The sequence below is a fragment of the Phenylobacterium hankyongense genome, assembly GCF_003254505.1.
Lineage (GTDB): Bacteria > Pseudomonadota > Alphaproteobacteria > Caulobacterales > Caulobacteraceae > Phenylobacterium > Phenylobacterium hankyongense.
This window is the reverse complement of record NZ_QFYP01000001.1, coordinates 1349454-1365118: the sequence shown is the minus strand read 5'-3', so window position 1 is coordinate 1365118 and position 15665 is coordinate 1349454. Positions and strand designations below refer to the sequence as shown.

Sequence of the window (15665 nt, the reverse complement as noted above, 5' to 3'; positions counted from 1 at the left end):
TCACCGCGCAAGGGGAAGCGGTCAGGCCCGCGTATCCACCGAACCGCCGCCGTCCTCGGCCTCGTCGTTGGCCGCGTAGGGGTTCTGGGCCCCGTCGCCGCCGCCGCCGGGCGCCTGGGCGCCGGCGACCTTGGCGGCGACCACCACCATGGCCGGGCGCACCAGCCGGCCGAGCAGCTCGTAGCCCGGCTGCAGCACCTGGATGACCCCGCCCGGCGCCACGTCGGAGCCCGGCTGTTCCATCATCGCCTGATGCTTGTGCGGGTCGAACTTCTCGCCCTTGGCCGGGGCGATGCGCTTCAGGCCATTGCGTTCGAAGGCGCCCTGCAGCTCCTTCTCGGTCATCTCGACCCCGACCACGAAGTTCTTCACCACCGGATCGGCGACGTCGGGATGGGACTGCAGCGCACGCGCCAGGTTGTCGGCGACGCCCAGCAGGTCGCGGGCGAACTTCTGGATGGCGTAGGCGCGGGCGTCGTTGGCTTCGCGCTCGGCCCGGCGGCGGGTGTTCTCGGCCTCGGCCGCATAGCGCAGCACCTGCTCGCGCAGGCCCGTGGCCTCGGCCTTCAGCGCTTCGAATTCACCCGGCGCGGCGTCGGCCTGCGCCACGGTCTCTTCGAACGGCGTCTTGTCTTCGGACATATCTTCTCTCGGCGCCTCTTTAAGCGTTCATCACCCGGCCAAGCACGCGGGCGGTGTAGTCCACCAACGGAATGATCCGGGCATAGTTCAGACGGGCAGGGCCGATCACGCCGATCGCGCCCACCACGCGTTGCGAGCCCGTCATATAGGGGGCTGCGATGACAGCGGAACCCGAAAGCGAGAACAGCCGGGTTTCGGCGCCGATGAAGATGCGGACGCCCGCCCCCTCGCGCACGCCGTCCAGCAGCTGGATCAGCTGCTCCTTCTGCTCCAGGTCGTCGAACAGCGAGCGCACCCGCTCCAGGTCCTCGCGGGCCTGCGGCTCCTCCAGCAGGTTGGCGCGGCCGCGCACGATCAGCGCCCGGTCCTCCGCCTCGCCGCCGCCCCAGGCGGCCAGCCCGTCCTCCACCAGCCGCGCGGCGGTCTCGTTGAGCTCGCGCTTGGCGCGGTCGAGCTCGGCGCGCAGGTCAACCTTGGCCTCCGCCAGGGTGCGGCCGCGCAGGCGGGCGTTGAGGAAGTTGGAGGCCTCGGTCAGCGCCGAGGGCGTCACCCCGGCCGGCAGCCGGATCAGCCGGTTCTCCACCGTGCCGTCGGCGAACACCATGATCGCCAGGGTCCGCTCGACGCCCAGCGAGACGAACTCCACGTGCTTGACCCCGGCGTCGCGGATCGGCGTCACCACCACCCCTGCCCCGCCGGCCAGGCCGGAGAGGATGGAGCTGGCCTCGTTCAGCGCGTCCTCGAAATTGCGGCCGTGGGCGTGCAGCCGCGCCTCGATGGAGCGCCGCTCGTCCTCGCCCACGTCGCCCACCTCCAGCAGGCCGTCGACGAACAGCCGCAGGCCGGCGTGGGTCGGCAGCCGCCCGGCGCTGACGTGCGGCGCGCCCAGCAGCCCCAGGTGGGTGAGGTCCTGCATGGTGTTGCGGATCGAGGCCGGCGACAGCGACAGCCCGGTCTTGGAGAGCGTCCGCGACCCCACCGGCTCGCCGGTTTCGAGGTAGCTCTCCACGATGCGCCGGAAGATGTCCCGGGCGCGTTCGTCGAGCTCGGCCAGCGACGGCCCGGGTACGAACAGGGGGGTGCTCACGTCAGCGTGCGGCGGGCTTCTCAGGGCGCCCATGGACTGGGCCTCAACGATCTAGGATAAGCGCCGCCTCTTTCCGCGCAAGACGCTGACACTTCAGGAGCCCACCGCATGCGCCCGTCCGAACGACTCGCCGACGCGCTGAGGCCCATTACCCTGGAGACCGGCGTCAACCGCTATGCGGAGGGCTCCTGCCTGATCAGCTGCGGCCACACCAAGGTGCTGGTGACCGCCAGCCTCGAGGAAGGCGTGCCGCCGTTCCTGCGCGGCCGCGGCCAGGGCTGGGTCACCGCCGAGTACGGCATGCTGCCCCGCGCCACCCACACCCGCGGCCGCCGCGAGGCCGCCCAGGGCAAGCAGTCGGGCCGCACCCAGGAGATCCAGCGGCTGATCGGCCGCTCCCTGCGCGCCGTCGTCGACCTCAAGGCGCTGGGCGAGCGGCAGATCTCGGTGGACTGCGACGTCATCCAGGCGGACGGCGGCACCCGCACCGCCTCGATCACCGGCGCCTGGGTCGCCCTGCGCCTGGCCACCCGCTACATGCTGGAGGAAGGCCTGATCACCACCGACCCGATCCTCGACCAGGTGGCGGCGATCAGCTGCGGGGTGTTCAAGGGGACCCCGGTGCTCGACCTCGACTACGAAGAGGATTCCAACGCCGAGGCGGATTCCAACTTCGTGCTGACCGGCAAGGGCGACATCGTCGAGATCCAGGCCACCGGCGAGAAGCGCGGCTTCAGCGAGGCCGAGTTCGAATCGCTGTTCTCGCTGGCCCGCAAGGGCATCGGCGAGCTGTGCGTGATCCAGCGGCAGGCGACGGGCGGCTAAGGTCGCCGGCTCTTTCCGCCGCTACGCCTCCTCATCCTCGTCGGGCGGCTCGTCGGCGGGGCCGGGCTCGTAGAGCAGCAGGTCGCCCGGCTGGCAGTCGAGCTCGCGGCAGAGGGCGGCCAGGGTCGAGAACCGCACCGCCCGGGCCTTGCCGGTCTTCAGGATCGACAGGTTGGCGATGGTCACACCGACCCGGTCGGCCAGTTCGGTGAGCGACATGCGCCGCTCCAGCAGCACGCGGTCGAGGTGGACGCGGATCGGCATCTGTTGCGGCGTTCCTAGATGGTCAGTTCGGCTTCGCGGCGCAGGCGCGCGCCTTCGCGGAACACCTCCGCGAGCACGAAGACCACCAGCACCGAGAACCAGGCGGTGAGGCTGAAGTTGGAGTCCACCCGCTTGACCCAGGGCATCCAGTTGCCGATCCCCCAGACCACGTAGCGGCCAAGCTCGAGGGCGGCCAGCATGACGCCGATCAGCCGCAGGCGGGCGACGTTGTCCGGATGGAAGGGGTCGCCGGCGGTCAGGGTCACGAAGATCCGGCGCAGCGCGCCGATGATGATCAGCACCCCGCCCATGTAGAGCGCCGCCGCCAGCAGGCCGCCGGCCAGCACCGGGCCGCGGTTGGCGAGGTCGACGCCGTCGGGCCTGAACGAGACCTTGGCCATCAGGTCGGGATTGAAGCTGAACAGCAGCGCCAGCAGCGTCATCAGCCCCGCCGCCGCCACCCCGATCACCAGCGCGGCGTAGACCACGTCGAGGATGACCTTAAGGAAGCTGGAAACCGAACCCGGACCCAAGGCGCGCATCTTGACCCCTCCATGCCGAAACCCGCCTCGGCCTCGTCGGCCGGGGCGGGTCTGGACAGACCCCACGGGCCGCAGCCTAGTGGATCGTGCCGGCGGCGGCGACTGCCAGGATCGGGGTGGCGGCCAGGACCAGGAAGAAGGTCAGGGCCAGGCGGTCGAAAGCGGTCATCATCGAAGCGAACATCTTTGGTCTCCTGTCCGGCAGCGCTATGTTGCGCTGCGGCATGTGGGTGGAACGACGTGGCGTCCCGATGCCGATGATCAATATGGCCACATCGTTTCTCGATCAAATTAATATCGAGTAACGATATTAAACTTTTGCAATGCAACAGGGCGCGCGGGCGTTATGGTCACCCGCCCCAGTCGGAGTGATAGGCATGGCCCTCAAGCTCGAGCCCGGCGCCAAGCTGGTCGTCGCCACCCACAATCCGGGCAAGGCCCGCGAGCTGGCGGAGATCCTCGAGAACCGTTTCCAGCTGGTCACCGCCGGCGACCTCGCCCTGCCCGAGCCCGACGAAACCGAGATGACCTTCGTCGGCAACGCCCTGCTCAAGGCCCGCGCCGCCGCCGACGCCAGCGGCCTGGTGGCGCTGGCCGACGACTCCGGCCTGTCGGTGGCCGCCCTCGACGGCGCGCCGGGGATCTACTCCGCCCGCTGGGCGGGGCCGGGCCGCGACTTCGCCGACGCCATGAAGAAGGTCGAGCAGCGGCTGGAGGAGGCGGAGACCGAAGACCTCGCCGCCTGGTTCACCTGCGCCCTCGCCGTCGCCTGGCCGGACGGCCCGGCCGTGGTGGTGGAAGGCCGCGTCGACGGCGCCCTCGCCTTCCCACCGCGCGGCGACCGCGGCTTCGGCTACGACCCGATCTTCGTGCCCGACGGCCGCACGGAGACCTTCGGCGAGATGGACCCGCAGGCGAAGGACGCCATGAGCCACCGCGCCCGGGCCTTCGCCAAGCTGAAGGCCGCGCTTCTGTGACCACGCCCCCGCCGCTGGGGGTCTATGTCCACTGGCCCTACTGCGCGCGCATCTGCCCCTACTGCGATTTCAACGTCTTCAAGGACCGCGGCCGGACCGAGGAACAGGCCGCGCTGGCGCGCGCCATCGTCGCCGACCTGGAGGCGCAGGCGGCGCTGACCGGGCCGCGCGCCCTGACCTCGATCTTCCTGGGCGGCGGCACGCCCTCGCTGATGGACCCGGCCTGGGCGGCGGAGATCGTCGCCACCACCCGGCGGCTGTGGACGCCTGCGCACGACCTCGAGGTCACCCTGGAGGCCAATCCCACCGACGCCGAGGCCGACCGCTTCGCCGCCTTCGCCGCGGCCGGCGTGAACCGCCTGTCGCTCGGCCTGCAGTCGCTGCATGACGAGGCCCTGGCCTTCCTCGGCCGCAATCATGACGCCGCGAGCGCGGTGCGCGCCGCCCGCACGGCCGCGCGGACCTTCCCGCGCCTGTCCGTCGACCTGATCTACGCCCGCCCGGACCAGACGCCCGCCGCCTGGGCCGAGGAGCTGGCCCACGCCATCGACCTCGGCGCCGAGCACGTCTCGCCCTACCAGCTGACCATCGAGGCCGGCACCGCCTTCGACCGCGCCGTGCGCCGCGGCCGCATCGCCCCGCCGGCCCCGGACCTGGGCGCGGAGCTGTTCGAGGTGACGCAGGCGGTGCTCGGCGCCGCCGGCTTCGCCGCCTACGAGGTCTCCAACCACGCCCGCGGCGAGGCGGCCCGCTCGCGGCACAACCTCGTCTACTGGCGCGGCCACGACTACGTCGGCGCCGGCCCCGGCGCGCACGGCCGGATCACCCTCGACGGCGCGCGGCACGCCACCCAGGCCGCGGACCGGCCTGCGGACTACATCGCCCGGGTGGCGGCGACCGGCTTCGGCTTCGAGAACCGCGAGCGCCTGACCCCGCACGAGGCCGCGGAGGAGCGGCTGCTGAGCGGCCTGCGGATCGCCGAGGGCGTGCCGCGCGCCGAGCTGGCGGCGCTGGGCATCCCCGCCGCCCAGGTCGCCGACCTGACCGCGCTCGGCCTGCTCGCCGACGACCCGGAGCGCCTGCGCGCCACCGCGGCCGGCCGGCTGGTGCTGGACCGGCTCACGGCGGAGCTGATCCTCCAGGCCTTGCCTTTGGACGCCTGACCGGCGAACCCTCCGCCATGGCCCGCGCCCTCCCGACTCCCGCCCTCGACGACGCCCCGCTGGCGCCCGGCCTCTATGTGGTCGCCACGCCGATCGGCAACCTGCGCGACATCACCCTGCGGGCCCTCGACGTGTTGGCCGCCGCCGACCTGGTGCTGGCCGAGGACACCCGGGTGACCGGCAAGCTGCTGGCCGCCTACGGCCTCTCGGCCAAGCTCGCCCGCTACGACGAGCATGGGGCCGAACAGACCCGGCCGCGCGCCATGGCCGCGCTTGCCGAGGGCAAGCGCGTGGCGCTGGTCTCCGACGCCGGCACGCCGCTGGTCTCCGATCCCGGCTACCGGCTGGTCCGCGAGGCGGCCGCGGAGGGCTTCCCCGTGTTCCCGATCCCGGGCGCCTCGGCCCTGCTGGCCGGGCTTTCCGCGGCGGGCCTGCCCACCGACCGCTTCCTGTTCGCCGGCTTCCCGCCGCCGAAGAGCGCCGCGCGGCGGACCTTCCTGGAGGAGCTCGCCGGCCTGCGCGCCACCCTGGTGTTCTTCGAGGGCGGCTCGCGGCTGGCCGCCAGCCTGGCCGACATGGCCGCGGTGCTCGGCGACCGCGAGGCGGTGGTCTGCCGCGAGCTCACCAAGCTCTACGAGACCATCTACCGCGGCCCGCTGGCGACGCTGGCGGCCGACCCGAAGCTCGACGCCCCGAAGGGCGAGATCGTCATCCTGGTCGCCCCCGGCCGCGAGACCGAGGCCACCGCCGCCGACGTCGACACCGCGCTCGCCGACGCGCTGACCCGCCTGCGCCCCGCCGAGGCCGCCGCCGAGGTCGCCAAGGCGCTGGGCCTGCCGCGCCGCGACCTCTATCGGCGCGCCATGAGCCTGAAGAGCCCGGGGTGAGCGGGGCGAAGGCAGCCGCCCGTGCGGCCCGCGGCGCAGCGGCGCGCCTGGCCGGGCGGCGCAGCGAGGTGGTGGCGGCGGTCTGGCTGATGGCCAAGGGCTACCGGATCCTCGGCTTCCGCCTGAAGACCCCGCAGGCGGAGATCGACCTGTTGGCCCTGCGCGGGCAGGTGCTGGCGGTGGTCGAGGTCAAGCGCCGGGCCAACCTCGCCTCGGCGCTGGAGGCGGTGACCTTCGACCAGCGCGATCGCCTGCGGCGCGCCGGCGCCATGCTGGCGTCGCGGCGCCCGCGGCTGGTGGGTGCGGCGGTTCGCCTCGACCTGATGGCTCTCGCGCCCGGCCGGCTTCCTAGGCATATTCCCGACGCGTGGAAGGGCGGCTGAGCGCGCCCATGGGCTCATCCACGATGGATCGGGAATGAATCGCGAGGACGCCGAGGAACTGCTGCTGGACGCCGGGGCCGCCACCGACGGGGATTTCCCGCTGCTGGAGGCCGCCATCGCCTGCGCCATCCACGAGGACCCCAGCCGGGACCCGCAGGCCGCCCGCGACCTGGGCGCGTCCGGCGTCCAGCACCTGTCGCAGCGCCTGAAGCGCGAGAGCGCCGAGGAGGCGCTGGCCGAGGTGATGGCCGGCGACCTCGGGCTGGGCGGGGACCTGTTCACCTACGAGTCGCCGGAGAACGCCGACATCATCTCCGTGACCGAGCGGCGCAAGGGCCTGGCGGTGGCGCTGGGGGTCTTCTACCTGCACGCGGCGCGCAAATGCGGCCTGACCCTGCAGGGCGTCGACTTTCCTGGTCACTTCCTGCTGCGCATCGAGACCGAGGAAGGCCCGCTGGCGCTCGATCCGTTCAGCGAGGGCCGCGTCGTGCTGCCATCGGAGCTCACCCGCCGGGCGCTGCACGCCGGCCTGACGCCCAACGTCGCCGACCGGCTCGACCGGCTGATGGCCCCGGTCAGCGACCGCGCGGTGCTGGTGCGCCTGCAGAACACCATCTTCGCCCGCGCCAGCGCCGTGCGCGACTACGCCCGCGCCGAGCGCGCCGCCCTGCGCCGCGCCCTGCTCGACCCCAACGACCACCGCCCGTGGCTGGACGTCGCCGCCGCCCGCGAGGGTCAGGGCGCCCTGGCCGGCGCGCTGGAGGCCCTGGCGCGCGCCACCACCCTGGACGGCGGCGCGGCGCTCGCCGCCCGCGCGACGCGCGAGCGGGTCAGGCTTCGGCTGAACTAAAGGCGACTTGTCCCGGCGCCCCGAAGCCTTCCATGGTGCCGCCTCTCAATCGCGCCGCGGGGGGGCGCGGAGCGACCGTGCCGGGCGATGCTGTTCAGCTCCATCATCTTCATCTTCTATTTCCTGCCCGTCTTCCTGCTCGGCTACTACCTGAGCGGCTGGCGGACCGGCGCGCTGCTGGCCGGCAGCGCCGCCTTCTACGTCTGGGGCGAGGGCGCCTACGTCCTGCTGCTGGGGGCGCTGATCGTCGCCAACTACACCGGCGCCCGCTGGATCGACCGCCAGACCGCAGCCGACCGACGCCGCGCGGGGCTGATCGCCCTGGTCGTCCTCGACCTGTCGGTGCTGGGCTTCTTCAAATACGCCGGCTTCCTGGCCCATAACCTCAACGCGGTCCTGCCGGGCGCGCCGCTCCCGGAGGTCCGCCTGGCACTGCCGCTGGGCATCTCCTTCTTCACCTTCCAGCTGATCAGCTACGTGGCCGACGTCCACACCGGCGCGGTGCGGGCCGAGCGCGGCCTCACCCGCTTCGCCGCCTACATCCTGATGTTCCCGCACCTGATCGCCGGCCCCATCGTCCGCTACGCCGCGATCCGCGACGAGTTGCACGCCGACCGCCGCCGCTCGGGCCAGACAGGGCTGGGGATCCAGTATTTCATCGTCGGCCTGGCCCAGAAGGTGCTGATCGCCAACACCGTCGCGCCGCTGGCCGACCACGCCTTCGGCCTCGCGTCCGGGGCGCTCGGCGCCCCCACCGCCTGGCTGGGCGCCTTCGCCTACATGCTGCAGATCTATTTCGACTTCTGCGGCTACTCCAACATGGCCATCGGCCTGGCCTTCATGCTGGGCTTCACCTACCCGAAGAACTTCGACTACCCCTATGCGTCGCGCTCGCTCACCGAGTTCTGGCGGCGCTGGCACATCTCGCTGTCGTCCTGGTTCCGCGACTACGTCTACATCCCCTTGGGCGGCAACCGCGGCGGCAACCTGAAGACCGTCCGCAACCTGCTCATCGTCTTCCTGCTCACCGGCTTCTGGCACGGCGCGGCGTGGAACTTCATCGTCTGGGGCCTCTATCACGGCGCCTTCCTGCTCGCGGAGCGGTTCGGCCTCGGCAAGGCCCTGGACCGCGCGCCCAGACCCGTCGGCCACGCCTACGCCCTGCTCGCCGTCCTGCTGGGCTGGGTGCTGTTCCGGGCCAGCGACCTGACCCACGCCGTCGCCTACTGGCAGGCGATGGCCGACTTCGGCGGCCGGCATCTGCCCGACGTGGCCCTCGCCCGCCTGCTGGACAACGAGGCGGCGGCGGCCCTGGTGCTGGGCGCCCTGTTCGCCTTTCCGCTGTTCCCGTGGCTCTGCGAGCGGCTGCGGGTGGTGCGGCTGCAGCCCTCCGCCCACCTGCCGGCGCGGCTGGACACCCACGGGGTGCACGTGCTCTCCACCGCCCTGATGATCGGCGGGCTGGTGCTGAGCGTGGCGCGGCTGGCGGGCTCCAGCCTCAACCCCTTCCTGTATTTCCGCTTCTGATGTCCTTCGATCCCCGCCCGCACTGGCGTCGGCTGATCGGGGCGAGCCTCGCGGTCCTGGCCGCCGCCTTCCTGGCGCCGCACTGGGTGAGGCCGCCCGATCTCGACGAGAACCGCCCGCTGGCCGACCGCCCCGCGGCGCCCCACACGCTCAAGGCGCTGCGGGCGTTCCCGAAGGCCGCCGACGCCTGGGTGGCCGACCACTTCCCCGCCCGCCCGCACCTGATCGGCGCCCTCAACTACCTGCGCCTGAAGGCCGGGGTCAGCGGCTCGCCGCGGGTGATCGTCGGACGCGACGGCTGGCTGTTCTCCGACAACGGCAGCCACCTCGGCGCCGCGCGCGCCGACCCGCCCTTCACCGACGCCCAGGCCCGCGACTGGCTGTTGGCGCTGGCCGGCCGCACCGAGGCCCTGCAGCGCCGGGGCGTCCGCTACCTGGTGGTCGCCGCGCCGGACAAGGAGACCATCTACCCGCAGTACGGCCCCGCCTGGTACGCCGGTCCCGACCGCAATGGCGCCGCCCCGCTGCTGGCGCGGCTGAACGCCCAGGCCCAGGCCGGCGAACTGCTGGACCTGCACGAGGCGATGACCCGGCAGGCGCGCTGGGGCCTGAAGACCTACAGCCGCAACGACACCCACTGGACCGGCCTCGGCGCCTACGTCGCCTACGCCGCCATCCTCCAGCGGCTGCACGCGCTGGGCCTGACCGAAGGCCCCCGGCCGCTCGACGCCTTCGCCGAGGTGTCCGCGCCGGACTTCGGCAAGCCGCGCAACCTGGCGCTGATGCTGGGCGTCGCCAGCTTCGTGGACGTCGATTACCCGGAGTTCCGCGACCCCGCCGTCGAGGGGCGGCTCGCCACCACCTATCTGAGCGCCGGCCTCGACTGGACCAGCCCCCGCGTCGTCGACACCGGCCAGGTCGGCAAGCCGGTGCTGCTGATGACCATGGACTCCTTCTCCAACGCCCTGCTGCCGTTCCTCTATGGCGACTTCAGCCGCATCGTCATCGCCCACAACCAGGATGGGCGCTGGCGCGAGGACCTGATCGACCGCTTCAAGCCGGACGTAGTGCTGCTGGAGGTGGTCGAGAACGGCCTGCCGTCGGTCATGTCGCCCGCACCGGCCGCCTCCGACGCCGCCCGCCGGCGCATCGACCTGGCGCTGGCCCAGCCGCACCGCCTCTCCGGCGTCCTCCCAGGCCCCCGAAAGCTCCGGCGGATCGAGGGCGGCGCCGGCGACGACCGGCTGGACGGCACGGACGGAGACGACCTGATCTTCGGGCGGCCCGGAAACGACACCATCAACGGCGGCCCCGGGAACGACCACCTGCGCGGCGGCCAGGGCAATGACCTGATCGCCGGCGGCCCCGGCGACGACTGGATCTCCGGCGACCGCGGCGACGACACCTTGAGCGGCGGCCCGGGGGCGGACACCTTCCACAGCTTCGCCGGCGCCGGCCTCGACCGGGTGACCGATTTCAACGCCGCCGAGGGCGACCGCGTGCAGCTCGATCCCGGGACCGCCTACACGGTGCGGCAGGAGGGGGCCGACACGGTGGTCGAGATGACCCAGGCCCGCCTCGTCCTGGTGGGCGTCGTCGCCGCCACCCTGCCGCCCGGCTGGATCTCCGCCGGCCAATAGACGCCCGGCGCTGGCGCTCCGTGCCATCGCAGCCTATCTCCCTCACACCTGAGCTGTCGGGAAGGAAAGCGCATGTCTCTGAAGGTCGCCGTGCAGATGGACCCCATCGAGGGGATCAACATCGAGGGCGATACGACCTTCCTGATGATGGAGCAGGCGCAGGCGCGCGGCCACGGCCTGTTCGTCTACACCACCGACACCCTGGCCATGGAGGACGGCGAGGTCTTCGTCCGCGGCCGGGACGTGACCGTGCAGCGGGTGGTCGGCGAGCACGCGGCGCTGGGCGCCTGGCGCCGCGTCCCCCTGGCCGGGTTCGACGTGGTCCTGCTGCGCCAGGACCCGCCGTTCGACATGAACTACATCGACTCCACCTTCTTCCTGGAGGCCGTGCATCCGAAGACCCTGGTGGTGAACAATCCGGTCGAGGTCCGCAACGCCCCGGAGAAGCTGTTCGTCACCAAGTTCCCGGGCCTGCAGCCGCCGACCCTGATCACCTCCGACCGGGCGGCGATCGCCGACTTCCGCGCCCGCCACGGCGACGTGGTGCTGAAGCCGCTGAACGGCCGCGGCGGCTCCGGCGTCACCCGCCACCTGAGCGACGACCCCAACCTCGACGCCCTGCTGGAGCTGCACGAGCAGATCACCCGCGAGCCGGTGATCCTGCAGAAGTTCCTGCCCAGCGTGACCAAGGGCGACAAGCGCATCCTGCTGGTGGACGGCGAGGTGGTCGGCGCCATCAACCGCGTGCCGGAGAAGGGCCAGATCCGCTCCAACCTGGCGGTGGGCGGCAAGGCCGAGCCGATCGAGCTCACCGCCCGCGACCGCGAGATCTGCGCCGCCATCGGCCCGGAGCTGAAGGGCCGCGGCCTGCTGTTCGTCGGCATCGACGTGATCGGCGACTACCTGACCGAGATCAACGTCACCTCGCCCACCGGCGCCGTGGCGCTGAAGCGGTTCACCGGCGTCGACGCCGCCGAGGTGCTGTGGGAGCGGATTGAAGCGCTTCGCGCCATGGCTTAGCTTGTTCGACGAACAAGTTACGGCAAGTGACGGAATCGTCTCACTTTCCTGATTAGTTCTATTTTTGTTCTTGATCCGAGCTTCGCCTTGTGCTCGCATCTTGTGGATAACTCGGGTCTGCACACAAGGGATAGACGATGGCCGCGCGGGTGGTGACGGTGGCGTTCCAGGGCGTCGAAGCGCGCCGGGTGGAGGTCGAAGTCCAGTTCACCAGCGGCGAGCCGAAGTTCATCCTGGTGGGCCTGGGCGACAAGGCGGTCACTGAAAGCCGCGAGCGGGTGCGGGCGGCCTTCGCGGGCCTGGGCCTGGCGCTGCCGTCCCGCCGGATCATCGCCAACCTCGCCCCCGCCGACCTGCCGAAGGAAGGCAGCCACTACGACCTGCCGATCGCGCTGGCGGTGATGGCCGGCATGGGGGTGATCCCGCCCGACGCGCTCGCGGACTGGGCGGCGATGGGCGAGCTGTCGCTGGACGGCCGCATCGTCCAGGTGGCCGGCGCCCTGCCCGCCGCCGTGGCGGCCGGCGCCTTGGGCCTGGGCCTGATCTGCCCCGAAGCCTCGGGCGCCGAGGCGGCCTGGGCCGGCGACACCCGCATCCTCGCCGCCCCGTCGCTGATCGCCCTGGTCAACCACTTCCGCGGGACCCAGCTTTTGTCGCCGCCGACGCCCGGTCCGATGCTGGAGGGCGAGCGGGTCCCGGATCTGCGCGAGGTCAAGGGCCAGGAGAACGCCAAGCGCGCCCTGGAGATCGCCGCCGCCGGCGGCCACAACCTGCTGTTCGTGGGTCCGCCCGGCTCCGGCAAGTCGATGATGGCCGCCCGCCTGCCCGGCCTCTTGCCGCCGCTCACCGCCGAGGAGCTGCTGGAGACCTCGATGATCCACTCGGTGGCCGGGCTGATCGCCAGGGGCCAGCTGACCCGCGCCCGGCCGTTCCGCAGCCCCCACCACTCCGCCAGCATGGCCGCGCTCACCGGCGGCGGGCTGAAGGCCAAGCCCGGCGAGGTCAGCCTGGCGCACAACGGGGTGCTGTTCCTGGACGAGCTGCCGGAGTTCGGCACCCAGGCGCTGGATTCCCTGCGCCAGCCGCTGGAGACCGGCGAGGTGGTGGTCGCCCGCGCCAACGCCCACGTCCGCTATCCGGCCCGCGTGCAGCTGGTGGCGGCGATGAACCCCTGCCGGTGCGGCCACGGCGGCGCCGGCCGCGGGGCCTGCGGACGCGCGCCGCGCTGCCAGATGGACTACCAGGGCCGCATCTCCGGCCCGCTGATGGACCGCATCGACCTGCAGGTGGAGGTGCCGCCGGTGACCCCCGCCGACCTCGCCCTGCCCGCCCCGCCGGAGGGCACCGCGGAGGCCGCCGCCCGCGTCGGTCGGGCCCGGGCGCTGCAGGTGGCCCGCGCCGCCTCGGACGCCAGCGGCGCGGCGGCGCTGAACGCCCAGGCGGATGGCGATTTCCTGGACAAGATCGCCGACCTCGATGCGCCGGCCCGGGCCCTGCTCGCCCGCGCCGCGGAGACCGGCGGCCTCACCGCCCGCGGCTGGACGCGGACGCTGCGGCTGGCGCGCACCATCGCCGACCTGGAAGGCTCCGACAGCGTGCGCCGCGTGCACGTCGCCGAGGCGCTGATCTACCGGCGGGTTGCGCCGGCGGCGTCGCTTTCCGGCTCTCTGCTGGCGGCCCGATAGGTCCAGGCGCCGTAACCGATGGCTGCGGCCAGCAGGTAGCCCCAGATGATCTCGGCGGTGATATAGGCCCAGCCGCTCACCTTCGCGTCGACGATCCGCGCCAAGTGGGTGAGCACCGCCAGCAGATGAAAACCGGCCGCGAAGATCGGCCAGTAGCGGTCGCTGCGCAGCGTGATCCAGATCAGCAGGCCCAACAGCGCCACGTCGATGACCAGGATGCCCCACTCGGTGCCCTGGCCATGGCGGTAGGCCACCATCGACAACGCCCAGCCGGCCAGCAGCCCGCCGGCGGCCAGCCGCTCATGGTTGCCGCCTCGCCAGGCGGCGACCATGCAGACGACCATGACCGTCGCTGGCCAGACAAATGGCGGTAGTTGTGCGGACAAGCAAAGGGCCCCCGACCTGGGTCGAGGGCCCACAATGCCAAACCGCGGCTGTAAGCGCTATCAGGCGGCGGTGCGGACGGCGCGCAGACGGCGGCCGGCCGGCAGCTCGGCGCTCACCGGCGGCTTGTCGCCCGGCTCGCCGACCATCACCGCGCCGAGGCCGATCTGGTGTTGGGCGACGCTCAGTTCCTTGTGGGTCTCGACGATGGCCCGGCGGGCTTCGGCGAGCGCCATGATGGCCTGGCTGGCGCGTTCGACCGCGTCCTGGCCGATCAGGGCCGAGGCGCCGGCTTCGCGCCGGAGCTGCGGCATCACCCCGGTGAGGGCCGCGGTCTTGGCCAGCGCGGCGTCGATCGCCGCCTCGGCCTCGAACAGGGCGCCGGCGATCTGTTCCGCCACCATACGACGTTGCTTGAGCATGAGTTCTCTCCTGCACGCGCCTTCTGAGGACGCGCGCTCTGATGTTTAGAGGGTTAGGGTTTCGGGCCCGTTCAGGCCCGGATAAGATTCGTCGCCAGATCCTGGAGCGCGTGCAGACCGGCCAGCATCGCCCCGAACGCCAGGGCGGTGATGATCGCGACCCCCACGATCGCGCCCAATCGGGCGGCGGGGCTCAGATCATTTCGGCCGATCCCGTATCGGGCTCGGGCTTGAAGTTCTCGTCCAAGAGAACCCACGTCATGCAGAGGATTTCCCTCAGCACCATTTCCGAAGGCTTGAAAGGCGCCAGCTTCCGGGTCGCGGAAACCAGGTGCCGGGCCATCGAAGCCTGGATTGGCGTAGCCGCCAAATCCACGAGCTGCCGCTCTAGCTGCTCCCAACTGAACATTGGGATCATCTCTTCCCGGTCGGCCGAGGTCGGCCAGCGGGTCTCGAAGTCGTCGATCTCCCGGCGGAGCCGCAAGGCCTTTCCGATCACCGCCCGGTTGTCGAAGTTCTGCCAGTCGCCCATCGGCGGCCTCCCTGAATGCCGGATCATCCAGCCAGGGGTCTGAAGGGTTGTCTGTCCTGATCGCGTCCTGTCCTGATTCAATCGGGACAAGGTTAACGTCGGCGGTGCGGGCCCGTCGGGCGGCCTCGTAGCGGTCGCCGACGCCCAGCTTGCGCCGCGCGCGGTCGCAGTAGGTGTCGACCGAGGTCTTCGACATGCCCAGTTGCCGGGCGATCTGTTTGGAACTGAGGTGCTGGTCGACCAGGCGCAGGCATTCGCGCTCGCGAGGCGTGAGCAGCCCGACGGGATCTTCGGTGATGTCCGCTCGGGTGCGCATCGTGCGCACAGTAAACGACGGCTGCGCGCGCGCGTCTACTTTCACGCGAAAGCCCGCCGTCGCTGGGCTAAACTGCCGCCCGATCAGGAGGCTCGCCATGCAGGTCAGAGAGGTTGGACGCTCCGCCGGGGTGGAGCTGGCCATCGGCGCCCGGCTGCGCGCCCGCCGCCGGCAGCTCGGCCTGAGCCAGAGCGACCTGGCCGTGCGGCTGGGCGTGTCCTTCCAGCAGGTGCAGAAGTACGAGCGCGGCTCCAACCGCGTCGCGGCCTCCACGCTGGTAGCCGCCGCCGCGGCGCTCGACGTCACCGTCTCCTGGCTGGTGGGGGAGGATTCCGCCCCGCTGGAGGACGATCAGGACGTCTTCCGCGCCCTGGCCCGGCCGGGCGCTCTGGAGATCCTGCAGGCCTTCTCCGCGATCCCCGACCCCCGCGGGCGCGCCGCGCTGTTGGCGCTGGCGCAGGAAATGGCCGTCAAGCCGTCCTGACCCCGGCGATTTGACCGGACGTTAAGGCCGTCGCG

Annotated in this window: 18 protein-coding genes; 11 read left to right on the top strand and 7 right to left on the bottom strand. The window is 71.9% G+C overall.

Annotated features, from left to right (window positions below):
- Window positions 1–21: 21 nt before the first annotated feature.
- Window positions 22–642 carry a nucleotide exchange factor GrpE gene (gene grpE, locus DJ021_RS06600; protein ID WP_111456788.1) on the bottom strand — a complete coding sequence of 207 codons (621 nt, stop codon included), beginning with the start codon at window positions 640–642 and terminating at the stop codon, window positions 22–24.
- Between the two features lie 19 nt (window positions 643–661).
- Window positions 662–1762 (bottom strand): heat-inducible transcriptional repressor HrcA, encoded by a 1101-nt coding sequence (gene hrcA, locus DJ021_RS06595; protein ID WP_111456787.1) that lies wholly within the window; start codon window positions 1760–1762, stop codon window positions 662–664.
- A gap of 75 nt (window positions 1763–1837) precedes the next feature.
- Here hrcA and rph point away from each other — a divergent pair, with 75 nt between their 5' ends.
- Entirely contained in the window at window positions 1838–2554 is a 717-nt protein-coding gene (gene rph / locus DJ021_RS06590; RefSeq protein ID WP_111456786.1) for a ribonuclease PH, read from the top strand.
- 21 nt (window positions 2555–2575) lie between these two features.
- Here rph and DJ021_RS06585 read toward each other — a convergent pair whose 3' ends face one another.
- Together DJ021_RS06585 and DJ021_RS06580 are read right to left on the bottom strand one after the other, a co-directional pair.
- Entirely contained in the window at window positions 2576–2818 is a 243-nt protein-coding gene (locus tag DJ021_RS06585; RefSeq protein WP_111456785.1) for a helix-turn-helix domain-containing protein, read from the bottom strand.
- Window positions 2819–2832: 14 nt separating this feature from the next.
- Window positions 2833–3360 carry a DUF2975 domain-containing protein gene (locus DJ021_RS06580; protein WP_111456784.1) on the bottom strand — a complete coding sequence of 176 codons (528 nt, stop codon included), beginning with the start codon at window positions 3358–3360 and terminating at the stop codon, window positions 2833–2835.
- Between the two features lie 377 nt (window positions 3361–3737).
- Here DJ021_RS06580 and rdgB point away from each other — a divergent pair, with 377 nt between their 5' ends.
- From rdgB to DJ021_RS06535, 9 genes are all read left to right on the top strand, one after another.
- Complete coding sequence (gene rdgB, locus DJ021_RS19190; protein WP_111456783.1) at window positions 3738–4337, top strand: RdgB/HAM1 family non-canonical purine NTP pyrophosphatase; 600 nt, start codon at window positions 3738–3740, stop codon at window positions 4335–4337.
- Entirely contained in the window at window positions 4334–5500 is a 1167-nt protein-coding gene (hemW, locus tag DJ021_RS06570) for a radical SAM family heme chaperone HemW (RefSeq protein ID WP_111456782.1), read from the top strand. Before rdgB ends, hemW begins: the two co-directional genes overlap by 4 nt.
- A 17-nt stretch (window positions 5501–5517) precedes the next feature.
- Window positions 5518–6387, top strand: coding sequence for a 16S rRNA (cytidine(1402)-2'-O)-methyltransferase (rsmI, locus tag DJ021_RS06565; RefSeq protein ID WP_111456781.1), 870 nt, complete (start codon window positions 5518–5520; stop codon window positions 6385–6387).
- Entirely contained in the window at window positions 6384–6770 is a 387-nt protein-coding gene (locus DJ021_RS06560; RefSeq protein WP_111456780.1) for a YraN family protein, read from the top strand. The genes rsmI and DJ021_RS06560 overlap by 4 nt, the downstream gene beginning before the upstream one ends.
- 34 nt (window positions 6771–6804) lie before the next feature.
- Complete coding sequence (locus DJ021_RS06555) at window positions 6805–7620, top strand: transglutaminase family protein (protein ID WP_111456779.1); 816 nt, start codon at window positions 6805–6807, stop codon at window positions 7618–7620.
- Window positions 7621–7707: 87 nt separating this feature from the next.
- Entirely contained in the window at window positions 7708–9147 is a 1440-nt protein-coding gene (locus tag DJ021_RS06550) for an MBOAT family O-acyltransferase (protein WP_111456778.1), read from the top strand.
- A complete protein-coding gene (locus DJ021_RS19185) occupies window positions 9147–10787 on the top strand; it encodes an alginate O-acetyltransferase AlgX-related protein (protein ID WP_243625916.1) in 1641 nt (546 codons plus the stop codon). The genes DJ021_RS06550 and DJ021_RS19185 overlap by 1 nt, the downstream gene beginning before the upstream one ends.
- Window positions 10788–10859: 72 nt before the next feature.
- Window positions 10860–11807: a glutathione synthase gene (gene gshB, locus DJ021_RS06540; protein WP_111456777.1), complete on the top strand. Its 948-nt coding sequence runs from the start codon at window positions 10860–10862 to the stop codon at window positions 11805–11807.
- Between the two features lie 137 nt (window positions 11808–11944).
- Window positions 11945–13492, top strand: coding sequence for a YifB family Mg chelatase-like AAA ATPase (locus DJ021_RS06535; protein ID WP_111456776.1), 1548 nt, complete (start codon window positions 11945–11947; stop codon window positions 13490–13492).
- Here DJ021_RS06535 and DJ021_RS06530 read toward each other — a convergent pair.
- The 3 genes from DJ021_RS06530 to DJ021_RS18830 all read right to left on the bottom strand — a co-directional run bounded on the left by DJ021_RS06530 (window position 13435) and on the right by DJ021_RS18830 (window position 15245).
- Window positions 13435–13836 carry a hypothetical protein gene (locus DJ021_RS06530; protein WP_111456775.1) on the bottom strand — a complete coding sequence of 134 codons (402 nt, stop codon included), beginning with the start codon at window positions 13834–13836 and terminating at the stop codon, window positions 13435–13437. The two genes, DJ021_RS06535 and DJ021_RS06530, sit on opposite strands and share 58 nt — an antisense overlap.
- A gap of 102 nt (window positions 13837–13938) precedes the next feature.
- Window positions 13939–14298 carry a hypothetical protein gene (locus DJ021_RS06525; RefSeq protein ID WP_111456774.1) on the bottom strand — a complete coding sequence of 120 codons (360 nt, stop codon included), beginning with the start codon at window positions 14296–14298 and terminating at the stop codon, window positions 13939–13941.
- A gap of 71 nt (window positions 14299–14369) precedes the next feature.
- Complete coding sequence (locus DJ021_RS18830) at window positions 14370–15245, bottom strand: helix-turn-helix domain-containing protein (RefSeq protein WP_207801784.1); 876 nt, start codon at window positions 15243–15245, stop codon at window positions 14370–14372.
- Between DJ021_RS18830 and DJ021_RS06510 the strand changes: the two genes are divergently transcribed.
- Window positions 15244–15630, top strand: a complete 387-nt coding sequence (locus DJ021_RS06510) for a helix-turn-helix domain-containing protein (protein WP_111456772.1) — start codon at window positions 15244–15246, stop codon at window positions 15628–15630. The genes DJ021_RS18830 and DJ021_RS06510 overlap by 2 nt on opposite strands.
- Window positions 15631–15665: the final 35 nt, after the last annotated feature.